General features: G+C 67.1%; 15 protein-coding genes. 9 read left to right on the top strand and 6 right to left on the bottom strand.

The window, feature by feature from the left end; translation table 11 throughout:
- Positions 1–72 precede the first annotated feature (72 nt).
- Complete coding sequence (ppsA, locus tag GT347_RS22765; protein WP_160554360.1) at positions 73–2,463, bottom strand: phosphoenolpyruvate synthase; 2,391 nt, start codon at positions 2,461–2,463, stop codon at positions 73–75.
- 219 nt (positions 2,464–2,682) lie between these two features.
- Here ppsA and ppsR point away from each other — a divergent pair, with 219 nt between their 5' ends.
- On the top strand, positions 2,683–3,501 hold the full coding sequence (gene ppsR / locus GT347_RS22760; protein WP_160554359.1) for a posphoenolpyruvate synthetase regulatory kinase/phosphorylase PpsR: 819 nt from the start codon (positions 2,683–2,685) through the stop codon (positions 3,499–3,501).
- 99 nt (positions 3,502–3,600) lie between these two features.
- Positions 3,601–4,269 carry a hypothetical protein gene (locus tag GT347_RS22755; protein ID WP_160554358.1) on the top strand — a complete coding sequence of 223 codons (669 nt, stop codon included), beginning with the start codon at positions 3,601–3,603 and terminating at the stop codon, positions 4,267–4,269.
- A 9-nt stretch (positions 4,270–4,278) separates the two neighbouring features.
- On the opposite strand, the gene ahpF is transcribed toward GT347_RS22755, so the two are convergent.
- Both ahpF and ahpC read right to left on the bottom strand, forming a co-directional pair.
- The gene (ahpF, locus tag GT347_RS22750) at positions 4,279–5,838 is read right to left on the bottom strand and encodes an alkyl hydroperoxide reductase subunit F (protein ID WP_160554357.1); all 1,560 of its coding nucleotides are present in this window, start codon (positions 5,836–5,838) and stop codon (positions 4,279–4,281) included.
- Between the two features lie 96 nt (positions 5,839–5,934).
- Entirely contained in the window at positions 5,935–6,507 is a 573-nt protein-coding gene (ahpC, locus tag GT347_RS22745) for an alkyl hydroperoxide reductase subunit C (RefSeq protein ID WP_160554356.1), read from the bottom strand.
- A gap of 266 nt (positions 6,508–6,773) precedes the next feature.
- Between ahpC and bfr the strand changes: the two genes are divergently transcribed.
- From bfr to GT347_RS22725, 4 genes are all read left to right on the top strand, one after another.
- Positions 6,774–7,250 carry a bacterioferritin gene (bfr, locus tag GT347_RS22740; RefSeq protein ID WP_160554355.1) on the top strand — a complete coding sequence of 159 codons (477 nt, stop codon included), beginning with the start codon at positions 6,774–6,776 and terminating at the stop codon, positions 7,248–7,250.
- A gap of 123 nt (positions 7,251–7,373) precedes the next feature.
- Positions 7,374–8,915 carry a hypothetical protein gene (locus tag GT347_RS22735; RefSeq protein ID WP_160554354.1) on the top strand — a complete coding sequence of 514 codons (1,542 nt, stop codon included), beginning with the start codon at positions 7,374–7,376 and terminating at the stop codon, positions 8,913–8,915.
- 30 nt (positions 8,916–8,945) lie between these two features.
- Positions 8,946–10,580, top strand: a complete 1,635-nt coding sequence (locus tag GT347_RS22730; protein WP_160554353.1) for a hypothetical protein — start codon at positions 8,946–8,948, stop codon at positions 10,578–10,580.
- A gap of 58 nt (positions 10,581–10,638) precedes the next feature.
- Positions 10,639–12,183 carry a hypothetical protein gene (locus GT347_RS22725; protein ID WP_160554352.1) on the top strand — a complete coding sequence of 515 codons (1,545 nt, stop codon included), beginning with the start codon at positions 10,639–10,641 and terminating at the stop codon, positions 12,181–12,183.
- 15 nt (positions 12,184–12,198) lie between these two features.
- Here GT347_RS22725 and GT347_RS22720 read toward each other — a convergent pair whose 3' ends face one another.
- Genes GT347_RS22720 through argH form a run of 3 tightly spaced genes read right to left on the bottom strand, consistent with a single transcriptional unit; the run spans position 12,199 to position 15,658 of the window.
- Positions 12,199–13,524: an ATP-binding protein gene (locus GT347_RS22720; protein WP_160554351.1), complete on the bottom strand. Its 1,326-nt coding sequence runs from the start codon at positions 13,522–13,524 to the stop codon at positions 12,199–12,201.
- Complete coding sequence (locus tag GT347_RS22715; RefSeq protein ID WP_160554350.1) at positions 13,521–14,180, bottom strand: response regulator; 660 nt, start codon at positions 14,178–14,180, stop codon at positions 13,521–13,523. Before GT347_RS22715 ends, GT347_RS22720 begins: the two co-directional genes overlap by 4 nt.
- 35 nt (positions 14,181–14,215) lie before the next feature.
- A complete protein-coding gene (argH, locus tag GT347_RS22710; RefSeq protein ID WP_160554349.1) occupies positions 14,216–15,658 on the bottom strand; it encodes an argininosuccinate lyase in 1,443 nt (480 codons plus the stop codon).
- A 77-nt stretch (positions 15,659–15,735) separates the two neighbouring features.
- Here argH and GT347_RS22705 point away from each other — a divergent pair, with 77 nt between their 5' ends.
- The 3 genes from GT347_RS22705 to GT347_RS22695 all read left to right on the top strand — a co-directional run bounded on the left by GT347_RS22705 (position 15,736) and on the right by GT347_RS22695 (position 18,102).
- Positions 15,736–16,485 (top strand): LytR/AlgR family response regulator transcription factor, encoded by a 750-nt coding sequence (locus GT347_RS22705; RefSeq protein WP_160554348.1) that lies wholly within the window; start codon positions 15,736–15,738, stop codon positions 16,483–16,485.
- A 141-nt stretch (positions 16,486–16,626) separates the two neighbouring features.
- Positions 16,627–17,160: a hypothetical protein gene (locus GT347_RS22700; protein ID WP_160554347.1), complete on the top strand. Its 534-nt coding sequence runs from the start codon at positions 16,627–16,629 to the stop codon at positions 17,158–17,160.
- 3 nt (positions 17,161–17,163) lie between these two features.
- Complete coding sequence (locus tag GT347_RS22695) at positions 17,164–18,102, top strand: hypothetical protein (protein WP_160554346.1); 939 nt, start codon at positions 17,164–17,166, stop codon at positions 18,100–18,102.
- Positions 18,103–18,204: the final 102 nt, after the last annotated feature.

Raw genomic sequence — 18,204 nt, 5'->3', positions numbered from 1 at the left:
GCCGCCGCCTTCGCCAAGAAAAAAGCCCCCGCGCCTTGAGGCACGGGGGCTTTTTGCCATGCGGCGAAGGGATCAGCCCGCCAGGCGCTTCCAGGTGTCCATCACGCTGTCGGGGTTCAGCGAGATCGAGGCGATGCCTTCGTCGGCCAGCCACTGGGCGAAGTCCGGATGGTCGCTCGGGCCTTGGCCGCAGATGCCGACGTACTTGCCCTGCGCCAGGCAGGCCGCGATGGCACGCGAGAGCATGGCCTGCACGGCGGGATCGCGCTCGTCGAAATCGGCGGCCAGCAGTTCCAGGCCGGAGTCGCGGTCCAGGCCCAGGGTGAGCTGGGTCAGGTCGTTGGAACCGATGGAGAAGCCGTCGAAGTATTCCAGGAAGCGGTCGGCCAGGATGGCGTTGCTCGGCACCTCGCACATCATGATGACCTTCAGGTCGTTCTGGCCGCGGGCCAGGCCCTGCTCGGCCAGCATGCCGGTGACACGCTCGGCCTGCTTCAGGGTGCGCACGAAAGGCACCATCACCTGCACGTTGGTCAGGCCCATCTCGTCACGGACGCGGCGCAGGGCCTCGCATTCCATGGCGAAGGCTTCGCGGAACTCGGTGCTGATGTAGCGGGCGGCGCCGCGGAAACCCAGCATCGGGTTCTCTTCCTCGGGCTCGTAGCGGCTGCCGCCGATCAGCTTGCGGTACTCGTTGCTCTTGAAGTCCGACAGGCGCACGATTACCGGCTTGGGCCAGAAGGCCGCGGCGATGGTGGCCACGCCTTCGGCGACCTTGTCCACGTAGAAGGCCTTGGGCGAGGCATGGCCGCGGGCGACGGACTCGACGGCCTTCTTCAGGTCGGCATCGACATTCGGATAGTCGAGGATGGCCTTGGGGTGCACGCCGATGTTGTTGTTGATGATGAACTCCAGCCGCGCCAGGCCCACGCCTTCGTTGGGCAGCTGGCAGAAGTCGAAGGCCAGCTGGGGGTTGCCGACGTTCATCATGATCTTCACCTTGACCGGCGGCATCTCGCCGCGCAGCACTTCGGTGACTTCGGTCTCGAGCAGGCCGTCGTAGATGCGGCCGGTGTCGCCTTCGGCGCAGCTGACGGTGACCAGGGTGCCGTCCTTGAGCAGTTCGGTGGCGTCGCCGCAGCCGACCACGGCCGGGATGCCCAGTTCACGCGCGATGATGGCCGCGTGGCAGGTACGGCCGCCGCGGTTGGTGACGATGGCGCTGGCGCGCTTCATCACCGGCTCCCAGTTGGGATCGGTCATGTCGGTGACCAGCACGTCGCCGGGTTGCACCTTGTCCATCTCGCGGATGTCGTGCACCAGGCGGACCGGGCCGGTGCCGATCTTCTGGCCGATGGCGCGACCTTCGGCCAGCACCGGGCCGGTGCCCTTCAGCTTGAAGCGCTGCTCGGCCTTGCCGGCCTGCTGGCTCTTCACCGTCTCGGGGCGGGCCTGCAGGATGTAGATCTGGCCGTCGGTGCCGTCCTTGCCCCATTCGATGTCCATCGGGCGGGCGTAGTGCTTCTCGATGACCAGGGCGTATTTGGCGAGCTGCTCGACGTCGGCGTCGGTCAGCGAGAAGCGGTTGCGCTGCTCGGTGGGCACGTCCACGGTCTTGACCAGCTTGCCGCTGGCGGCCTTTTCCTCGGGCGTGGAGAACACCATCTGGATCAGCTTGGAGCCCAGGTTGCGGCGGATCACCGCGCGCTTGCCGGCTTCGAGCATGGGCTTGTGCACGTAGAACTCGTCGGGGTTGACCGCCCCCTGCACCACGGTCTCGCCCAGGCCGTAGCTGCTGGTGATGAAGACCACCTGGTCGAAACCGGATTCGGTGTCGATGGTGAACATCACGCCGGCCGCGCCCAGGTCGGAGCGCACCATGCGCTGCACGCCGGCCGACAGGGCCACCACGTCGTGGGCGAAGCCCTTGTGCACGCGGTAGCTGATGGCGCGGTCGTTGTAGAGGGAGGCGAAGACCTCCTTCATCTTGTGCAGGACGTCCTCGATGCCGACGACGTTCAGGAAGGTCTCCTGCTGGCCGGCGAAGGATGCGTCCGGCAGGTCTTCGGCGGTGGCGGAGGAACGCACGGCGAAGCTGGCGGCGGGGTTGCCGGCCGACAGGGTGACGAAGCTTTCGCGGATGGCTTTTTCCAGATCGGCCGGGAAGGGCTGGTCCTCGATCCAGCCGCGGATCTCGGCGCCGACCACGGCGAGTTCACGCACGTCCTCGGTGTCGAGCTTGGAAAGCCGGGCGCTGATGCGGTCGGCCAGGCCTGCATGCGCCAGGAACTGGCGGAAGGCGTGGGCGGTGGTGGCGAAGCCGGTGGGCACCCGCACGCCCTGGGGCAGCTGCGAGATCATTTCGCCGAGGCTGGCGTTCTTGCCGCCGACCGCCTCGACGTCGGACATTCTCAGGTTTTCAAACGGAACGACCAGGGCGGTCGCTTCGAACAGTGCGGACATGGGAAGACTCCAGAAGTAAAAACCTGCGATCCGAAGGGCCGGTCATCGCCCGGGCGGGCGCGGCATGCGGCAGGGACGGCACCACGGCTTTGTGCTTCTTGTGGGTTGTCGTGGTGGCCCATGGCGGAATTCGGATAATGCGGCGGATTGTAGGCGCGGGCCATGACAGGCCGCGTCAGCCGATGTCGCCAACCCCTGGCCCAGCCCCGGATATCCCTCATGCACACCCGCACCGTTTTCTTCATCTCCGACGGCACCGGCATCACCGCCGAAGCCTTCGGCAACGCCATCATGTCGCAGTTCGAGATCCGGCCGCGCCATGTGCGCCTGCCCTTCATCGACACCGTCGACAAGGCCCACCAGGTGGTGCGCCAGATCAACCACACCTTCGAGGTGGAGGGCAAACGCCCGCTGATCTTCACCACCCTGGTCGACATGGAGGTGCTCAAGGTGGTGAGCGGCTGCAAGGGCATGCTGATGGACATGTTCGCCACCTTCGTGCAGCCGCTGGAAAAGGAGCTGGAGATCAAGTCCCTGCACCGCGTGGGCCGCTTCGCCGACGTCTCCAAGAGCAAGGAATACAACGACCGCATCGAGGCGATCAACTACAGCCTGGACCATGACGACGGCCAGTCCAACCGCGACCTCGAAGGCGCCGACGTGATCCTGGTGGGCGTGAGCCGCAGCGGCAAGACACCCACCTCGCTCTACCTGGCGATGCAGCACGGCCTGAAGGCGGCCAACTATCCGCTGATCCCCGAGGACTTCGAGCGCCGCCAGCTGCCCCCGGCCCTGATGCCGCACAAGAAGAAGCTCTTCGGCCTGACCATCCTGCCCGAGCGCCTGGCGCAGATCCGCGAGGAGCGCCGGCCCAACTCCAAATACGCCAACCTGGTCAACTGCCGCCACGAGGTGGCCGAGGCCGAGGCCATGATGCGGCGCACCGGCATCCGCTGGCTGTCGACCACCACCAAGTCGATCGAGGAGATCGCCACCACCATCCTGCAGGAGATCCGCCCCGAGCGGCTGATCTACTGAGGCTTCGGCGCGGCGGCCAGCGCTTCGCCCACGCGGGCCGGCTGGCGGCCGGGGCACTTCGAGACTCGCGGCTTTTCACCCCGTTTGGAAAGCCGCTCCATGTCATTTCCTTCCAGCCACAGCACCTGCCCGCTCCTGCCTCAGGAGTTGGCGACCCGCAGCCCGGCGGCTTCAGGCTCGAGCGCCTCCACCGCCCCGGCCCAAGAGGCCGGCGCGATGCCGGATATCCCGCGACAAGGACTGGATCAGAAGCTGGCTTCGCTGCACGGCCAGCTCATCGAGTCCGGTGCCCGGGTGCCGACCGGCACGCCGTCCTGGCGGCCGGGCAACTCCGAGGACCGCAGGCTCTACCAAACCGAGGACGGATTCGCCTACCGCAACGAGAGCGAACATATCCGCGGCGAAGGCGGCCTGTTCTTCCCGAAGGACCGTTCCCGGCCTGTGCGCTGCCACGACTGGTCGCAGGCAGCGGACTGGGCGCGGGCCCTGGAATATCGGCTGACCCTCGCACTGCCGACGAGCCCCACGATCTTCTCCATCTGCCGCCAGCTGGAAACGACGCTGCGGCGGAACAGGACCGACCTCGAGGCCTGCGAAGAGGCGCTGAACCAGGCCCTGGCAACGGTGCGCGCGCTGGAGGGATCGCGGCACTTGTTTCTGAGCCGCATCAAGTCCGCGGTCGTGATCCCTGCCCCGATAAACCTGCCGCCCGAAGTGGAGGCCCATCTGAAGCGGATCGTCGACCGCGAACTGGACGAACTCGGCTGAGCACGGGCCTCAGGCCGGCACGGAACTGCGGATCAGGTGATCGAAGGCACCCAGGGCGGCCTTCGCGCCGTCGCCGGCCGCGATGATGATCTGCTTGAACGGCACCGTGGTGACGTCACCGGCGGCGAACACGCCGGGCAGCGAGGTCTGGCCGCGGGCATCCACCACGATCTCGCCGTGCCTGGACAGCTCCAGCGTGCCCTTCAGCCACTCGGTGTTGGGCACCAGGCCGATCTGGATGAACACGCCTTCGAGTTCCACCTGGTGCTCCTCGCCGCCGACGCGGTCCTTGTAGCTCAGGCCGTTGACCTTGTTGCCGTCGCCGGTGATGGCCGTGGTCTGCGCCGACACGATGACCTTGGCGTTGGGCAGGCTGCGCAGCTTGCGCTGCAGCACCTCGTCGGCGCGCAGCTGGTCGCCGAACTCGATCAGCGTGACATGGCCGACCACGCCGGCCAGGTCGATCGCCGCCTCCACGCCGGAGTTGCCGCCGCCGATCACCGCCACGCGCTTGCCCTTGAAGAGCGGGCCGTCGCAGTGCGGGCAGTAGGCCACGCCCTTGTTCTTGTACTCGGCCTCACCGGGCACGTTGATGTTGCGCCACCGGGCGCCGGTGGAGATCACCACCGACTTGGCCTTCAGCGACGCGCCGCTGGCCAGCTTCACCTCGATCAGCTCGCCGCCGGGCACGATGGCCTCGGCGCGCTGCAGGTTCATGATGTCCACGTCGTAGTGCTTGACGTGCTCTTCCAGCGCCACGGCGAACTTCGGCCCTTCGGTCTCCTTGATCGAGATGAAGTTCTCGATGCCCAGGGTGTCGAGCACCTGGCCGCCGAAACGCTCGGCCGCCACGCCGGTGCGGATGCCCTTGCGGGCGGCATACACGGCTGCCGCCGCGCCGGCCGGGCCGCCGCCGACCACCAGCAGGTCGTAGGGCGCGCGGGCATCGATTTTGGCTGCTTCGCGCTTCACGGCGCCGGAATCGATCTTGGCGACGATCTCTTCGAGCTGCATGCGGCCCTGGCCGAAGTTGGTGCCGTTCAGATAGACGGTGGGCACGGACATGATCTGGCGCGCCTCGATCTCGTCGGGGAACAGGCTGCCTTCGATGGCGGTGTGCTTGATGTTGGGGTTGAGCACCGCCATCAGGTTCAGCGCCTGCACCACGTCCGGGCAGTTCTGGCAGGACAGCGAGAAGTAGGTTTCGAAGTGGTAGTCGCCTTCGAGGTTCTTCACCTGGTCGATGGTGTCCTGCGCGGCCTTCGACGGATGGCCGCCGACCTGCAGCAGCGCCAGCACCAGCGAGGTGAACTCATGGCCCAGCGGCAGGCCGGCGAAGCGCAGGCCGGTGTCCACGCCGGGGTTGGTGATCAGGAAGGAGGGCTTGCGCTCGCCATCGTCGCTGCGCTCGACCACGGTGATCTTGTCGCTCAGCGCGACGATGTCGGCCAGCAGGTCCTTCAGGTCGCCGGACGCCTTGCTGTCGTCCACCGAGGCGACGATTTCGATCGGCCTGGTGACACGCTCCAGGTAGCCCTTGAGTGCGTTCTTGAGGTTGGCGTCCAGCATGATAATTACTCGCTATTGATTTATATAAGTCGATAGTTATGGTTCGGCTGCGGAAAAAAAAGCCCGGGCGCACCCGGGCTGTTCGCAGCGGACCGCTTAGATCTTGCCGACCAGGTCGAGCGAGGGGGTCAGGGTCTCGGCGCCTTCGCTCCACTTGGCGGGGCAGACTTCGCCGGGGTGGGCGGCGATGTACTGGGCGGCCTTCAGGCGGCGCAGGGTTTCGGTGGCGTCACGGCCGATGCCGTTGTCGTGCACTTCGATGGTCTTGATGCGGCCTTCGGGGTCGATCACGAAGGTGCCGCGCAGGGCCAGGCCGTGGTCGTCGCCTTCGGTGATCAGCACTTCGAAGAAGCTGGCCAGCTGGTGGTTCGGGTCGCCGATCAGCGGGTACTGGACCTTGGCGATGGTGTCGGAGGTGTCGTGCCAGGCCTTGTGGGTGAAGTGGGTGTCGGTGGACACGCCATAGACTTCGGCGCCCAGCTTCTGGAATTCGGCGTAGTGGTCGGCCAGATCACCCAGTTCGGTGGGGCAGACGAAGGTGAAGTCGGCCGGGTAGAACACGACGACGGACCACTTGCCCTTGAAGTTCTGCTCGCTCACCGGCACGAACTTGCCGTTGTGGTAAGCGGTGGCCTTGAAAGGAGCGACTTCCTTGTTGATCAGAGACATTTGCGTGATTCCTCGTTGGATATGACTGACAGAGCCGCAAGCATAGACGGGCAAACCCGTCTTCCCGATGAATAGAACGTATGCGGCAAATTGGGATTTTCTATTCCCGGCGTTTGACGATGCCGTGACGTCGCCCGCCGGGAACAATGCGAACCTGTCTCAGCCTCAGCCGCAGGCACACCGCGCGCGTGGGGGATTACCTTGTTGGCCTCGGGGTCTACCCCCACAATCGCGCCCCATCCAATCAGCGCGAAAGAAAGAACAACATGAAGGGCGATCTCCAAGTCATCCAGCATCTGCAGGCCCAGCTCAAGAACGAGCTGACCGCGATCAACCAGTACTTCCTGCACTACCGCATGTTGAAGCACTGGGGCTTCGACAAGCTGGCCAAGAAGGAATACTCCGAATCCATCGGCGAGATGAAGCACGCCGACTGGCTGATGGACCGCATCTTCATGCTCGACGGTCTGCCCAACCTGCAGGACCTGGGCAAGCTCAACATCGGCGAGGACGTGCCCGAGCTGCTGAGCGCCGACCTGGGACTGGAATACGGCGCCCAGGCCACCATCAAGGCCGGCATGGCCCACTGCGAATCGGTGCGCGACTATGTCTCGCGCGACCTGCTGCAGAAGATCCTCGACGACACCGAGGAGCACATCGACTTCCTGGAAACCCAGATCGACCTGGTGGCCAAGGTCGGCCTGCCGAACTACCTGCAGTCGCAGATGGGCGAGCTGGAATAAGCGAGGCCCGCCTGCCCTGCGCAGCACGCGCGGGGTTTTCGTTTTCCCGCGGCCAGGGGCCGGGCCGCGGACTAGATTGGAACGTTCATCACATCCAGATGGCGCTCCGATCGCCGGCTCTTCATGTTCATCGCCGCCGCTACCGGCAAGGCCCGCATCGGCTCCATCAACGACCTGCCGGGCGAACTGCTGCAGCAGATCGTCGAGCAGGTCTTCACCGGTTCGCCCAACACCAGCCTGGCGCAGGGTGAATACGCCCTGGAGCAGCTGCAGAACCTGGCCAGGCTCAACCGCGCCTGGAAGGCCGCCTGCCAGGACTCCATCTTCGCGGCCGGCAAGGCCCTGGCCGTCCACCAGCAAAAAAGAGGCAAGGGCCTGGCCGAGGCCCTGGCTTCGCTCCAGGCTCTGCGCCCCGCCCTGCAGAAACCGGCCTGGCAGGCCCTGCCCGGCCGCGCGGCGGCATTCGGCCCCCACACGCTGGATCTGGGTGTGGACCAGTACCTGCAGCAATGGCCGGCCCGGGTGCCGCCCGGCAGCATGCCGCAGGCCGAATGGCACGGCCGGCGCGATGCCTGCCTGGCGTATTTCGCGGCAGGGGTGCTGCCCCACGCGAGCGAGCGCATGCGGGATTTCCTGCTGCTGCTCGGTGAATCCCGCGCCCCCATGGACAGGCTGGCCGCGGCCTTGCTGGACGTGGCCTGCGACGGCCTGCTCAGCCCGTCCCTGGCAGAGGCCTTCGACCTGCATGCCGACACCATGCCGCGCTACTGCCGCGCGCGCTTCCAGGCCGTGCAGGCCTGCATGCGCCACGGCAAGACGCAGCACCTGAACCTGCAGACGGTGCTGCTCATGGCGCAGGCAATGCCCCAGCGGCTGCAGTGGCGCATGCTGGTGGCGATGCATGCGCAGTTTCCGCAGCCGAGGGTGGACGAAGGCTGCTGCCTGGGCGCGCCCCAGCAGGCGCTGGTCGATGCCATCGGCAAGCTGGCCCCCCGGTACCGCGTGCTCGCCCTGCGGCGGCTGCACGCCCCGGGCTGGGAACGGCTGCGCACCGACATGCTGCTGCACTGCCTGCCCGCGCGGCCGCAAGAGGCGGCGCCGCATCTGGAGGCCTATCTGGCCGTCTTCGACAGCGGCCGGAACCTGCGTGCCCCGGCCGTCTTCCAGATCCTGGAGCCGGTACGGCGCCATGTCTTCGACATGCTGGGCGCCCACGGCACGGGCGCGTGCCGCAGCCTGCTGATGCACTACGACCAGCGCCTGGCGCTGGAGGAAACGCTGCGGCAGGACGTGCTGCAGCAGTTCAAGGCGCATGCCGAGCAGCTGCCGCCGCGCGACCGGATGCTGATCCGCCTGCTGGTCCACGGCCTGTTCGAGCGGGCCGGCGAAATGCGTGTCCTGGCCTTCCGCATGGACCTGGCCCAGCTGCTGAAGCACGACGCCGGCCTCATCGCCTGGGTCCTGTGTTCGCTGTGCGATCCGCAGCACGGCCTGTCCTCCTGCCTGTTCATGAGCAGCCTGGACACCCTGGACGCGGTGCTCAAGCGGCTCCCCGAGCAGCTCTGGATGCGGGTCCGGAACACCCTGTGCGAGCTGGCGCGGGGCTTCGTCGCGAACGACAGCGCCTTGTTCGGCCGGACGCTCGGCCTGCATCTGCGGCCCTAGCCAGCCCGGCCGTGAACCGGAGAGACATCCATGCAGACAGCGCCCCCAAGCACCCCGACGCCCTCCGCCGCCCCGCTCGCCGTGCCGGCGGCCTGCATCGACGACCTGCCGACCGAGACACTGATCCAGATCGCGGACCAGGTCTATGCCGGCGGCCCGCAGGATGGCGCGCGGCAGCCCCAGTCCGTGCTGCAGCAACTGCTGGACCTGTCGAGCCTGAACGCACGTTGGCACAAGGCCTGCGAGGACGCGGTGAAGGCGGCGCGCAACAGCGTGGACATCGAAGAGCAGCCCGCCGGCACGGCACTGGCCGCGGCGCTGCGCCGGCTCCGCAAGGTCGCGGCCGGCCTGCAGGCGCCATCCTGGCGGACCCTGGCGCAGCGGGTGTCGGCGATGGACCGCGAGGCGCTGAAAAAGACGACCCGCCGCTACCTGGCGCGCTGGCCGGTCCAGCCTCCGCCACGCAGCCGCATCCGTGGCTGGAGCCTGCAGCGCGACCGCCATCTCGCCGCCTTCGCGGCCATCGCGATCGACCGCGACAGCCGGCTGCTGGAAACGTTCATGCGCTTGCTGCCCGAGTCCGGGCCGCACATGCCCCGGCTGGTGTCCACGCTGATCGACCGCATCATCGTGAAGAAGCGCAGCGCCCGCATCGCCGGCATGCTGCACCGGCTGGTCGACAGCCTGCCGGCCTACTGCCAGCCCAGCTTCCAGGCGGTGCGCACCTGCCTGCGAAACGGCGAAGCGGCCCGCTGTCCCCTGCCGAAGAAGCTGGAGCGGGTAACACAGGCACCGGCATGGCTGCAGGCCCGGCTGCTGCCGCCGCTGGCCGACCGGATCGAGGTGCCGGCGCGGGCGGACAAGCGTTTTTCCGCTCCGCTGCTGCGAAGCCTGATCCAGGCCATCCGGGCATTGCCGGAGCGCCACGGCGTGAGAGTGCTGACCGAGGTGGCGGCCGCCGGCTGGGAGGACCTGCGCTGCGCCCTGCTGCTGCAGTGCCTGCGGAAGCTGCCTGAGGATCCGGCCCGGGCCGCCGCGCACCTCAAGCGCAGCCTCGCCATATTCGATCCGCAGGCGCGGCTGAACGGCAACGACGCCGTGCTGGCCCTCACGCGTGTGCTGGCCTACGCCACCCGCCAATTGGGCCGCCACGGCCTGCCGGTGGTGCTGTTGCTGCTCAGGCTGCTGTCCGAGCGGCTCGAAGGCGTACAGGCGCAGCACCGACATGGGCTGATCGTGATGTGCAAGGACTATGCCGCCGGACTGCCGCCCGCCGCCTCCGGCCTGCTGAGCATCCTGGCCTGCGGCCTGCTGCCACCGCACGGGGAAACCCGGCTGGGGGTGTTTCGCCACCAGCTGCTCTGGCTGTCCGCGCAGGAGCGGTGGCTGGCGACCGATGTCTTCTGGGTGATGCGCGAACCGGCGCTGGGGCTGCCCTCCTACCTCCTCATGGGCTGCCTCGATGCCCTGGCCAGGGTGTTCGTGCATGTGAAGCAGCACGACGAGGCGCGGGCCGAGGTCGCACTCGCCGAGCTGCTGTACCAGCTCCCGCCGGCATGCCGCTCGCAGGCCGTGACACATGTTCGCGAATACAGCCGCGGCCTGGCCGAACGCGGCGCTGCGCCACCCTTGCCGGCGGTTCGCATCGACGCGGCCGGCCCCTGAGGCCCGTCCCTAGATTCGCAAGCCCCGACCGATGCACCGCCGCCGGCGCCGTCCTGCCATGCTTTCATCCGCCGCCGCGGCCAGCCCCGTGAGTTCCATCCGCATGCTGCCCCAGGAGATCCTGCAGGACATGTTCGCCTGGGTCTACCAGCCCAGCACCGGCGACACGCTGGCGCAGGCCCATGCCGTGATGCAAGAGCTGCTGGACCTGTCGACGGTGTTCCCGGAATGGGAACAGGCCGGCGCCAAGGCGATCGCGGCGGCGGCCCATGCCTGCAACATCCACAAGGCCTGCCAGGGCAAGACCGTGGCGGCCACCCTGTCCGAACTCGACGCCATGCTGCCGGAACTGCAGGCGCCCTCCTGGCATGCCCTCGGCAAGAAGGCCAGGACCATGGGCCTGCAGCCCAACACCGCGCTGGTCGAGCATTACCTGCGGCAATGGCCCCGGCAAGCGCCCGACGGCTGCCAGCAATACGAATGGGACCAGCGCCGCGACATCTATCTGGCGCGCTTCGCCGCGCAGGTGCTGCCCGCCGCACCTTCGCTGATGGAAGAATTCATGCCGCTGCTGATCGACAACCCCGCGCCCATGGACAGGCTGGTGGCGGCACTGCTGGACCTGCTGATCCGATCCAGCGAAAGCACCGCACTGCCCAAGGCCGTGGAAAACCACGTCGATCGCCTGCCGGCCTACTGCCGCGCCCATGTGCAGGCCGCCCTGGCCAGCATGCGCTACAGCGGCCGCCACCACACCAACCTGCCGACCGCCCTGTCGCTGGTGACCCAGACACCGCCGGGCATCCGCTGGCGGCTGCTGGCGCTGCTCGACAGTTGCTACGCGCCCCTGGCCAACCATCCCGCCGACGGCCCCGACGCGCAGAAACGCCTGCTGATCGACGCCATCGAGGCGCTTCCGCGCCAATACCAGGTGCTGGCGCTGCAGAGCGTGCCGGCCAAGGGATGGGAGGCCGAGCGCACCGCCCTGCTGATGGCCAGCCTGCCGCGGGATCCGGCCGATGCGGCCAGGCATCTGCACCGCTATCTGGGCATGTTCGACGAAGAAAGAACCCTCGGCAGCTCGCGCAGCTACGACCTGCTGAGGCCGGTGGCCAACCATGTGATCCAGCACCTGGGCCGGCACGGCGCCTGCGTCTGCCTGCGCCTGCTGGCCATCTACACCAGGCTGCTGCAGGACGAGGAATTCGACGGACTGCGCAAGGAACTGCTGGGCACCATGGGACGCTACGCCGCAGGGCTGCCCCCGCGGGAACGCCTGCTGGTCGGCCTGGTGCTGAGCGCCTCGCTCACGCCCCACAGCGAGGAGCGCATCCTGGCCTTCCGCCAGCGGCTGACGGAGCTGTGCTGGCAGCCGCCACCGCTCGTGGCCGAGGTCATGCATGGGCTGTGGGATCTGGCGCATGGGCTGCGCTCCTATCTCATCATGGGCAATCTCGGAATGCTCAGGACCGTCCACGAAGGTATTCCGGCGCCGCTCTGGCCGGACGTGCGGGCCCGGGTCGTGCGGGTCATCGGCAAATTCTCCGCCGAGGACAAGTGCACTTCGGAGCGGGCGCTCGGCCTGCGATCCAACAGGCGCTGAGCCCGCCGTCCAGCCTCAGGCGCCGGGCAGGCGCAGCTCCACCCGCAGCCCGCCCAGCGTGGGCGAGGCCAGCAGCGCCAGCCGGCCGCCATGGCGCTCGGCCACGGCCCGCACGATGGCCAGGCCCAGGCCGCTGCCGGGCGCCTGGGCATCGGGTGCGCGGAAGAAACGGTCGAGCACCCGGGCGCGGAACTCCTGCGCAATGCCGGGGCCGTTGTCGTCGACCGCCAGCAGCACCTCGCCCGCGGATTGGCGCAGTTCCACATCGATCCGGCCGCCGGGCGGCGCGAACTTGATCGCGTTGTCCAGCAGGTTGCGCAGCAGGGTCTGCAGGCTTTCGGCATGGCCGGTCAGCGGGGCGCTGTCGGATGCCACCACCCCCAGGTCGATCTGCCGGGCGGCGGCCAGCGGCAGCGCGTCGGCGACCACGGTCTGCACCACGTCGCGCAGGTCGATACGCACGGCGGGCGATGCCGCGCCCTCGCCCGCATCCTGCCGCGCCAGCTGCAGCAGCTGGCCGACCAGGGCGATCGCCCGGTCTATGCCCTGCGCCAGCCGCGCGGTGGCGGCCTCCTGCGCGGCGGCATCGGTCGGCCCGCGCTGCAGGCCCTGCACCTGCAGCTTGAGTGCGGTCAGCGGCGAGCGCAGCTCGTGCGCCGCATCGGCGACGAACTGGCGCTGGGCATCGAAGGCGCCGCGCACCCGGCCGAACAGCAGGTTGAGTTCCTGCACCAGGGGCAGCACCTCGTCGGGCAGATGGTCTTCGGGCAGCGGCCGCAGGTCGTCGGCGGCGCGGCCGGCCACCTGGCGGCGCATGCGCTCCACCGGCGCCAGGGTGCGGCTGATGATGGCGCCCATGGCCAGCATCAGGACGGGCGCCACCAGCACCACCGGCAGCGTGGCGCGCAGGGCCTGGGCGCGGGCGCGCTCCTGGCGGGCGTCCATGTCCTGGGCGATCTGCACCGTCTGCAGCGGGGTCTGGATCGAATAGACGCGGTAGCGCGTGCCCTCGACCGTCATGTCGGAAAAACCCAGCACCGCCCGCTGCGGCAGGCCGGAGCGCGCCGAGCGGTAGAGCTGCACGCCGTCGGAGCCCCAGATCTGCACCTGCAGGTCCAGGTCGCCGTCGTCGCCCTCGCCCGCCATGCCGCCCAGGGGCACCGTGTGACGCAGCGAATTGGCCACCTGCTGCAGGTGCAGGTCGTTGATCGCATCGGCCTCCTGCAGGGCATTGCGGTAGGCGCCCATGGCCAGGGCGGCGGCGGCCAGCACCACGCAGGCCAGCAGCAGCACCATCAGCCGGTCCTGCAGCGAGCGCGGCGCGGGCAGGTGCAGGTTCATGCCTTGGGCACCATGTAGCCGAGGCCGCGCACCGTCTGGATCAGCTCGGCGCCGAGCTTCTTGCGCACGCCGTGGATATAGACCTCCACCGCATTGCTGCTCACCTCGTCCTTCCAGCTGAACATGCGCTCCTCCAGCTGGGTGCGGGAGAAGATCACGCCGGGCCGGGCCAGCATCGGCTCCAGCACCGCCCATTCCCGCGCGGACAGGGCCACCGGCCGGCCATCCTGCGTGGCTTGGTGGGTGGCCGGGTCGAGTGTCACGCCGCGGTGCGAGAAGGTGGGCGCCGCATGGCCCTCGCCGCGCCGCACCAGGGCGCGCATACGGGCCAGCAGCTCGTCGGTGTCGAAAGGCTTGACGACATAGTCCTCGGCGCCGGCGTCCAGCCCCGCGACCCGGTCGGCTATCGCATCCCGCGCCGTGGCGATCAGCACCGGCACCCGGCCGCCGCGCGCGCGCAGGGCCTTCAGCACCTCGATGCCGTCGCGCCGCGGCAGGCCCAGGTCGAGCAGCACGCCGTCGTAGTGCTCGCTGCGCAGCGCCGTGTCGGCCATCTCGCCGTCGCGCACCCAGTCCACCGCATAACGCTCGGCGCGCAGCAGGCCGAGCACGGCCTCGCCGATCATGGTGTCGTCTTCGACCAGCAGGATTCGCATGGCCGGGATTGTCGGTGCGCGGTCTTAGGCGCCGCTTAGTTCAGCCGGGCCCGGTGGCGGGCGATCTGCGCACGCACCTGATTCGGCGCAGTGCCGCCGAGCGTGGAGCGGGCCTCCAGCGAGCCGCGCAGCGACAGCACCTGGTAGACGTCCTTCTCGATCCGCGGATGGAACTCCTGCAGCACGGCCAGCGGCAGCTCCGACAGGTCCACCCGGTGCGAGATCGCCGCCTTCACCGCATGCGCCACCGTCTCGTGCGCATCGCGGAAGGGCAGGCCCTTCTTGACCAGATAGTCGGCCAGGTCGGTGGCGGTGGCATAGCCGCGCAGCGCAGCCTTCTCCATCGCCTCGGGCTTGACGGTGATGCCGCCCACCATCTCCGCGAAGATGCGCAGGGTGTCCTTGAGCGTATCGACCGTGTCGAACAGCGGCTCCTTGTCTTCCTGGTTGTCCTTGTTGTAGGCCAGGGGCTGGCCCTTCATCAGGGTGATCAGGCCCATCAGGTGACCGACCACCCGGCCGGTCTTGCCGCGCGCCAGCTCGGGCACGTCGGGGTTCTTCTTCTGCGGCATGATCGAGGAGCCGGTGCAGAAGCGGTCGGCGATGTCGATGAAGCCGAAGCTCTGGCTCATCCACAGGATCAGCTCTTCCGAGAAGCGGCTGATATGCACCATGGCCAGCGAGGCGGCCGCGGTGAATTCGATGGCGAAGTCGCGGTCGCTCACCGCGTCCAGGCTGTTCTGGCAAACCTGCGCCTGGCCGGCCTCGTCCACCATGCCCAGCGAACGCGCCACCATCTCGCGGTCCAGCGGATAGCTGGTGCCGGCCAGGGCCGCAGCGCCCAGCGGCAGGCGGTTGACGCGGCGGCGCACATCCACCAGGCGCTCGGCATCGCGCGAGAACATTTCCACATAGGCCAGCATGTGGTGGCCAAAGGCCACCGGCTGGGCCACCTGCAGGTGGGTGAAGCCGGGCAGGATCACCTCGGCGTTCTTCTCGGCGATGTCCACCAGGGCGCGTTGCAGGTCGGCCAGCAGGCCGATGATCAGGTCGATCTCGCCGCGCAGCCACAGGCGCACGTCGGTGGCCACCTGATCGTTGCGGCTGCGGCCGGTGTGCAGGCGCTTGCCGGCATCGCCCACCAGTTGGGTCAGGCGGGCCTCGATGTTGAGGTGCACGTCTTCCAGGTCGAGCTTCCATTCGAAGCCGCCGGATTCGATCTCGCCGGTGATCTGCGCCATGCCGCGCTGGATGGACGCATGGTCGTCCGCCGCGATGATCCCTTGCGCCGCCAGCATGCCGGCATGCGCCAGGCTGCCCTGGATGTCGGCCTGCCACAGGCGCTTGTCGAAGAACACGCTGGCGGTATAACGCTTGACCAGATCGCTCATCGGCTCCGAGAACAAAGCGGACCACGCCTCGGACTTCTTGTCGAGTTGATTGGAGGAGGCGGGGGACGGAGAGGCGGATGAGGACATCGGGTAAGGTCGAAAAGAGCGCAGCCGGGCATTTTATCGGGGCCCGCCGCGCCATCCCTGAACGGAGCGCTGCTTTCATGGCAATGAACATCCTGATCGTCGACGACGACCAACTCGCGCGTCAGCGCATGCGGCAGATGCTGATGCGCTGCGGCACCGGGCTCTGCGGCGTGGTCGAGGAAGCCGCCGACACCGGCCGCGCCACCGGCCTGATGCGGCACCGCCGCTTCGACCTGCTGCTGCTCGACGTGCAGATGCCCGGGCAGGACGGGCTGGAGCTGGCCTCCTCGCTGCGCTACTGGACACCGAAGCCGGCGGTGGTCTTCGTCACCGGCCACAGCCAGCATGCGTTGCAGGCCTTCGAAGCCGATGCGGTCGACTACCTGACCAAGCCGGTGCGCCCCGAGCGCCTGGAGCGCGCCCTGCACAAGGCCGCCAGCCTGTGCCGCACGCCGGACATGCCCATCGAGGAAGTGGAAGAGAGCCTGAGGGTGGTCAACCGCGGCCGGGCCCAGCGGCTGCCGCTGTCGGAGGTGCTGTTCCTGCGTGCGCAGGACAAGCGCCTGCTGGCCGTCACCTCGCGCGGCAGCTTCATGCTCGACGGCTCCCTGGTCGAGCTGGAAAAGCGCCAGCCCGGCCACTGGCTGCGGGTGCACCGCCACACGCTGGCGGCCCGCCACGCGGTGCAATCCCTGCACCGCAGCGCGACGGAAAACGAAGAGGTCTCGGGCTGGCACCTGAGCCTGCGCGGCACGGCCGAGCGGCTGCAGGTGGCGCGGCGCATGCTTGGCGATGTGCGCAGCCAGTTGGGCCTGCGGCCGAATTGAATGTGATGGCAGGCGCCAACGAATACCTCCAGCTGTAATCCGTATGACATGCGAGAGCCCGCTCACCCGTCTTTTGCCTGAAGATCACATAAAGTTTTAAGTCGCCACGCCAAGCTTCGGCCCTCTTTTCTGGAGGGCTCAATGAATATCCGGCGCCAAATCCGTTTCTCATCCGTCTTTTTGATGTTTGCATCGACGCTGATTCAGCCAGCCGCCGCACAGCTCCCGCCAATTGACGTATACGGCGTGAGCATTGGGCCCGCAGGAGCATCGCTTGGCGCAGCAGGCGGAGTGAGCTTTGGCGTTGGAGAGCCCTTCCAAGGCTTCGTCGTGCTAACCGCTCTTGCAGAAAAATATGAAATGGCCCGCGACGTACGCTGCCTCGCTGCCGGCACAGACCTCAGAAACACCACATCGCGGAGTTCATCGCTTGACCGCTGGATGGCAGCTGAACGCGTCTACCGAGTATTGCTAACATATACCACAGCACTTGACATTATTGGCCTAGGAAAAACACCGCTCAAACGGGACAAAAAATTTACGGTCATCTACGCCGACGGCGGTGAGGAAACCTACGTCGTGACGTCACCGCTTTCATCGGCCGCTTTAAGCGGCTACGGCACCGACCTCAAGCAGAAAGACGGCGTTGTACATCGTCACGTCGTCTGCGGCTGAAGCGTGGGAAAAATACTATCTGCTGTTGGCGGCGCGCTCCTGCTTGCTGGGTGTGTTTTCTTGATATGGAAGGAAACAGCACCCAAGACAAACTCATCGTCGACAGCACTGAAGCCCACTTATGCAGAGAAAGCATTTGAAGCGCCGCCAATGGTGACTTTTAAAAACCTGCCGACTCAGATTACGGCAGCAGTCGGCACCACCCAAGATCAAGGCTTACGATCGCTCGGGATTGATTACGCGGGCTCACGCGACTGGCGCACCGTCTTTGAAAAGTCGATGCGCCGGGGTGCCGAGGGCGGTGGCACCTACGCTTTGCATATTTTGATTCAATGCCAAGCAATGCGAGAGCAAGTCGCCGAATTTTCCACCAGGGCCGCAAGTTCGCAGGCACAAGAAACTGCCCGACAGATCTACACATCGCGGTGTGCCAGCTTTTCCAGCGACGAATTATCCATTGAAAACACCCTTAGAACATCCAAGGATCCCCGCCTGCAAAACAGCCCGCTCGACGCTCATTACGAGGAATGGAATTTCATCGGAGAAAACAAGCGTGAAACTCACAACATCGCGGAACGATATCTTTCGGAAGCAGATCCGCTGTCGCTAGAGAAATTAGGCAAAGTGTTTTTCAAACCCAGCACTTCCAACGTGACATTCGGCGGCCGGGTCTATGAAGAGCCGCATGCCAATGCAATATTCGACCTGGCCTGGCGCGCCGCCATATGCGACGGCACGGGCCTGCCATGCAGCGGACCGCTGGATCCGTATGTGATGGACCATTGCGCCGTACATGGCATATGCGCCGAATCGCGGGAAGAAAATATCGGGCAGGTTGTCAGACAGGAATATGGCGAATCCGCGGAAAAACTCTATCGCGAGATCCGGCCGCAGTTGGCGGACGTCATACGCCGCAAGGACGCGGATGCGCTGCTGCGATAAGGCACTTCGCCAAATCGACGAATGCGCGCATGCAGAAGCTGTAACAGCTGCGCTCCGGCGGCCTCTTTCACCCGGATGGGTGATGCGAGCGTTTTCGATGCC

This window comes from Xylophilus rhododendri, assembly GCF_009906855.1.
Classification (GTDB): domain Bacteria; phylum Pseudomonadota; class Gammaproteobacteria; order Burkholderiales; family Burkholderiaceae_C; genus Xylophilus; species Xylophilus rhododendri.
Note: the sequence above shows the minus strand (reverse complement) of the source record. Positions and strands in the feature narration are given on the sequence as shown.

What these genes read in the sequence shown, in the direction of transcription:
- ppsA (WP_160554360.1), bottom strand. Translation starts at nt 2,463, where the DNA reads ATGTCCGCACTGTTCGAAGCGACCGCCCTGGTCGTTCCGTTTGAAAAC.
- ppsR (WP_160554359.1), top strand. Translation starts at nt 2,683, where the DNA reads ATGCACACCCGCACCGTTTTCTTCATCTCCGACGGCACCGGCATCACC.
- GT347_RS22755 (WP_160554358.1), top strand. Translation starts at nt 3,601, where the DNA reads ATGTCATTTCCTTCCAGCCACAGCACCTGCCCGCTCCTGCCTCAGGAG.
- ahpF (WP_160554357.1), bottom strand. Translation starts at nt 5,838, where the DNA reads ATGCTGGACGCCAACCTCAAGAACGCACTCAAGGGCTACCTGGAGCGT.
- ahpC (WP_160554356.1), bottom strand. Translation starts at nt 6,507, where the DNA reads ATGTCTCTGATCAACAAGGAAGTCGCTCCTTTCAAGGCCACCGCTTAC.
- bfr (WP_160554355.1), top strand. Translation starts at nt 6,774, where the DNA reads ATGAAGGGCGATCTCCAAGTCATCCAGCATCTGCAGGCCCAGCTCAAG.
- GT347_RS22735 (WP_160554354.1), top strand. Translation starts at nt 7,374, where the DNA reads ATGTTCATCGCCGCCGCTACCGGCAAGGCCCGCATCGGCTCCATCAAC.
- GT347_RS22730 (WP_160554353.1), top strand. Translation starts at nt 8,946, where the DNA reads ATGCAGACAGCGCCCCCAAGCACCCCGACGCCCTCCGCCGCCCCGCTC.
- GT347_RS22725 (WP_160554352.1), top strand. Translation starts at nt 10,639, where the DNA reads ATGCTTTCATCCGCCGCCGCGGCCAGCCCCGTGAGTTCCATCCGCATG.
- GT347_RS22720 (WP_160554351.1), bottom strand. Translation starts at nt 13,524, where the DNA reads ATGAACCTGCACCTGCCCGCGCCGCGCTCGCTGCAGGACCGGCTGATG.
- GT347_RS22715 (WP_160554350.1), bottom strand. Translation starts at nt 14,180, where the DNA reads ATGCGAATCCTGCTGGTCGAAGACGACACCATGATCGGCGAGGCCGTG.
- argH (WP_160554349.1), bottom strand. Translation starts at nt 15,658, where the DNA reads ATGTCCTCATCCGCCTCTCCGTCCCCCGCCTCCTCCAATCAACTCGAC.
- GT347_RS22705 (WP_160554348.1), top strand. Translation starts at nt 15,736, where the DNA reads ATGGCAATGAACATCCTGATCGTCGACGACGACCAACTCGCGCGTCAG.
- GT347_RS22700 (WP_160554347.1), top strand. Translation starts at nt 16,627, where the DNA reads ATGAATATCCGGCGCCAAATCCGTTTCTCATCCGTCTTTTTGATGTTT.